Source organism: Pseudomonas sp. BN102 (genome assembly GCF_029871245.1).
GTDB lineage: Bacteria > Pseudomonadota > Gammaproteobacteria > Pseudomonadales > Pseudomonadaceae > Metapseudomonas.
This window is the reverse complement of sequence record NZ_SSON01000014.1, coordinates 1-4,212: the sequence shown is the minus strand read 5'-3', so window position 1 is coordinate 4,212 and position 4,212 is coordinate 1. Positions and strand designations below refer to the sequence as shown.

3 protein-coding genes are annotated in these 4,212 nt (G+C 68.4%); all 3 read left to right on the top strand.

Translation table 11 applies throughout. From position 1 onward, the window contains the following. Positions 1-1,413: aminomethyl-transferring glycine dehydrogenase subunit GcvPB (gene gcvPB / locus E8F12_RS01065; RefSeq protein WP_280323431.1), on the top strand; the 1,413-nt coding region annotated here is incomplete at its 5' end. 176 nt (positions 1,414-1,589) lie between these two features. After that, the gene (locus tag E8F12_RS01060) at positions 1,590-2,966 is read left to right on the top strand and encodes an L-serine ammonia-lyase (protein WP_280323430.1); all 1,377 of its coding nucleotides are present in this window, start codon (positions 1,590-1,592) and stop codon (positions 2,964-2,966) included. A 127-nt stretch (positions 2,967-3,093) separates the two neighbouring features. Continuing rightward, positions 3,094-4,212 (top strand): glycine cleavage system aminomethyltransferase GcvT, encoded by a 1,119-nt coding sequence (gene gcvT, locus E8F12_RS01055; protein ID WP_280323374.1) that lies wholly within the window; start codon positions 3,094-3,096, stop codon positions 4,210-4,212.

Below are 4,212 nucleotides of genomic sequence, written 5' to 3'. Positions count from 1 at the left end.
GAGCTGATGCGCTACCTGCGCAAGCTGGCGGACAAGGACCTGGCGCTGGACCGCAGCATGATCCCGCTGGGTTCCTGCACCATGAAGCTGAACGCCGCCAGCGAGATGATCCCGGTGACCTGGGCCGAGTTCGGTGCCCTGCACCCCTTCGCTCCCGCCGAACAGAGCGCCGGCTACCTGGAGCTGACCAGCGAACTGGAAGCCATGCTGTGCAAGGCCACCGGCTATGACGCCGTGTCCCTCCAGCCCAACGCCGGCTCCCAGGGCGAATACGCCGGTCTGCTGGCGATCCGCGCCTACCACGCCAGCCGTGGGGAAGGGCAGCGTGACATCTGCCTGATCCCGCAATCGGCCCACGGCACCAACCCCGCCACCGCCCAGATGGCCGGCATGCGCGTGGTGGTGACCGCCTGCGACGCCCGTGGCAACGTGGACATCGCCGACCTCAAGGCAAAGGCCGAGGAGCACAAGGACCGCCTCGCCGCACTGATGATCACCTACCCGTCCACCCACGGCGTGTTCGAGGAAGGCATCCGCGAAATCTGCGACATCATCCATGCCAACGGCGGCCAGGTGTACATCGACGGCGCCAACATGAACGCCATGGTCGGCCTCTGCGCCCCGGGCCAGTTCGGCGGTGACGTGTCCCACCTCAACCTGCACAAGACCTTCTGCATCCCCCACGGCGGCGGCGGCCCCGGCGTCGGCCCGATCGGCGTGAAAGCCCACCTCGCGCCCTTCCTGCCCGGCCACGCGCACATGGCACGCAAGGAAGGCGCCGTCAGCGCCGCGCCCTTCGGCAGCGCCAGCATCCTGCCCATCACCTGGATGTACATCCGCATGATGGGCGGCGAAGGCCTCAAGCGTGCCTCGCAGCTGGCGATCCTCAGCGCCAACTACATCGCCCGCCGCCTGGAGGAGCACTACCCGGTGCTCTACACCGGCGAGAACGGCCTGGTGGCCCACGAGTGCATCCTCGACCTGCGCCCGCTCAAGGAGAGCAGCGGCATCAGCGTCGACGACGTGGCCAAGCGTCTGATCGACTACGGCTTCCACGCCCCGACCATGTCCTTCCCGGTGCCCGGCACCCTGATGATCGAGCCTACCGAGAGCGAGTCGAAGGAGGAGCTGGACCGCTTCTGCGACGCCATGATCCGCATCCGCGAAGAAATCCGCGCAGTGGAGAGCGGCGAGCTGGACGCCAACGACAACCCGCTGAAGAACGCCCCGCACACCGCCCAGGAGCTGGTCGGCGAGTGGATCCACCGCTACAGCCGCGAACTGGCCGTGTACCCCACCGCCAGTCTGGTGGAAGGCAAGTACTGGCCACCGGTGGGCCGTGTGGACAACGTCTACGGCGACCGCAACCTGGTCTGCGCCTGCCCGTCCATCGAGGCCTATCAGGACGCCTGACGGCTGGCCTTCGTAGGAGCCAGCTTGCTGGCGAAGCTCTTTCGCCAGAGCCGTTCGCGAGCAAGCTCGCTCCTACAGCCCGTTCTGCTGCGCGGCGGTCGGGCCTTAGCGCCCGATCCGCCGCGCTGTCTACGCTGATTAATAAGAAAAGCCGAGCGCGAGCTCAGGAGCGCGTCATGTCCCTCAGCGTCTTCGACCTGTTCAAGATCGGCATTGGCCCGTCCAGCTCCCACACCGTTGGCCCGATGCGCGCCGCCGCGCGCTTCGTCGAGGGCCTGCGCCGGGAGAACCTGCTGGCCGACACCCAAAGCCTGAAGATCGAGCTCTACGGCTCCCTCGGCGCCACCGGCAAGGGCCACGGCAGCGACAAGGCCGTGTTGCTGGGGCTGGAAGGCGAGCAGCCGGATACCGTCGACACTGAAAGCGTGGATGCGCGCCTGGCGGCGATCCGCCAGAGCGGTGAACTGCGCCTGGGTGGCGAGAAGCCGATCCACTTCGTGGAGAAGGAGCACCTGGCGATGATCCGCAAGCCGCTCCCCTACCACCCCAATGGCATGATCTTCCGCGCCTTCGACGACGCCGGCATCCAGATCCGTTCGCGCGAGTACTACTCGGTGGGCGGCGGCTTCGTGGTGGACGAGGAAGCCGCCGGGCTGGATCGCATCGTCGAAGACCGCACGCCGCTGCCCTATCGCTTCAAGTCCGGCAAGGAAATGCTCGCCCATTGCAGCGCCAGCGGGCTCTCCATCAGCGACCTGATGCGCGAGAACGAGAAGGCCTGGCGTACGCCTGAAGAAACCAGCGACGGCTTGATGAAGATCTGGCAGGTGATGCAGGACTGCGTGAAGGCCGGCTGCCGCAAGGAAGGCATCATGCCCGGCGGGCTCAAGGTCAAGCGCCGCGCCGCCGCGCTCTACCGCCAGCTCAGCGAGCATCCGGAAGCCAGCCTCAAGGACAGCCTGGCGGTGCTGGACTGGGTCAACCTCTACGCCCTGGCGGTGAACGAGGAGAATGCCAGCGGCGGCCGCGTGGTCACCGCGCCCACCAACGGCGCGGCGGGCATCGTCCCGGCGGTGCTGCATTACTACACGCGCTTCATCCCCGGTGCCAATGACGACGGCGTCGAGCGCTTCCTGCTCACCGCCGCCGCCATCGGCATCCTCTACAAGGAGAACGCCTCGATCTCCGGCGCCGAAGTCGGCTGCCAGGGCGAGGTCGGCGTGGCCTGCTCGATGGCCGCCGGCGCGCTCTGCGAAGTCATGGGCGGCACCCCGCAGCAGGTGGAGAACGCCGCCGAGATCGGCATGGAGCACAACCTCGGCCTGACCTGCGATCCGGTCGGCGGGCTGGTCCAGGTGCCCTGCATCGAGCGCAACGCCATGGGCTCGGTGAAGGCGATCAACGCCGCGCGCATGGCCCTGCGCGGCGACGGCCAGCACTTCATCTCGCTGGACAAGGTGATCCGCACCATGCGCCAGACCGGCGCCGACATGAAGAGCAAATACAAGGAAACCGCCCGCGGTGGGCTGGCGGTGAACATCATCGAATGCTGAAGAGCGCCCTCTCCCCAACCCTCTCCCGCACGCGGGAGAGGGGGCTTGTCTCCCCTCTCCCTGCAGGGAGAGGGGCCGGGGGAGAGGGCCGCCCCAACCCGCACTGACTTTGACTTTGGAGCCGTACATGACCGACCTCGCCCAAACCCCGCTGCACGCCCTGCACCTCGAACTCGGCGCACGCATGGTGCCCTTCGCCGGCTACGACATGCCGGTGCAATACCCCCTCGGCGTGCTCAAGGAGCACCTGCACACCCGTGCACAGGCCGGCCTGTTCGACGTCTCCCACATGGGCCAGATCATCCTGCGTGGCGCCAATGCGGCCCGGGCGCTGGAAAGCCTGGTGCCGGTGGACATCCTCGACCTGCCGGTGGGCATGCAGCGCTACGCCATGTTCACCGACGAGAACGGCGGCATCCTCGACGACCTGATGGTGGCCCGCCTGGCCGAGGACGAACTGTTCGTGGTGGTCAATGCCGCCTGCAAAGAGCAGGACCTGGCCCACCTGCAACAGCACCTGGCCGGCCAGTGCCAGATCGAGTCGCTGTTCGAATCCCGCGCGCTGCTGGCGCTGCAAGGCCCGGCCGCGGTGGAGGTGCTCGGCCGCCTCGCCCCGGCAGTGCGCCAGATGACCTTCATGCAGTTCGGCAGCGTGCGCCTGGAAGGCGTGGACTGCTTCGTCAGCCGCTCCGGCTACACCGGCGAAGACGGTTACGAGATCTCCGTCCCCGTGGCCCAGGCCGAAGCCCTGGCCCGTACCCTGCTGGCCCAGCCGGAGGTCGAGCCGATTGGCCTCGGTGCCCGCGACTCGCTGCGCCTGGAAGCCGGCCTGTGCCTCTATGGCCATGACATGAGCAGCGCGACCACGCCGATCGAGGCCAGCCTGACCTGGGCCATTTCCAAGGCCCGTCGCGCCGATGGCGCCCGTGCCGGCGGCTTCCCCGGCGCCGGGCGCATCTTCGCGCAACAGCGCGACGGCGTGACCGGCAAGCGCGTCGGCCTGCTGCCCCTGGAGCGCGTACCGGTGCGCGAGGGTGCCGAGATCGTCGACGCCGAAGGCGCCACCATCGGCCGCGTCTGCAGCGGCGGCTTCGGCCCCAGCCTGGGCGCGCCCGTGGCCATGGGCTTCGTCGCCGCCCGCCATGCGGCCCTGGACAGCGAGGTCTGGGCCCTGGTGCGCGGCAAGCGCGTGGCCATGAAGGTGGCCAAGACCCCCTTCGTGCCGCAGCGCTACTACCGCGGCTGA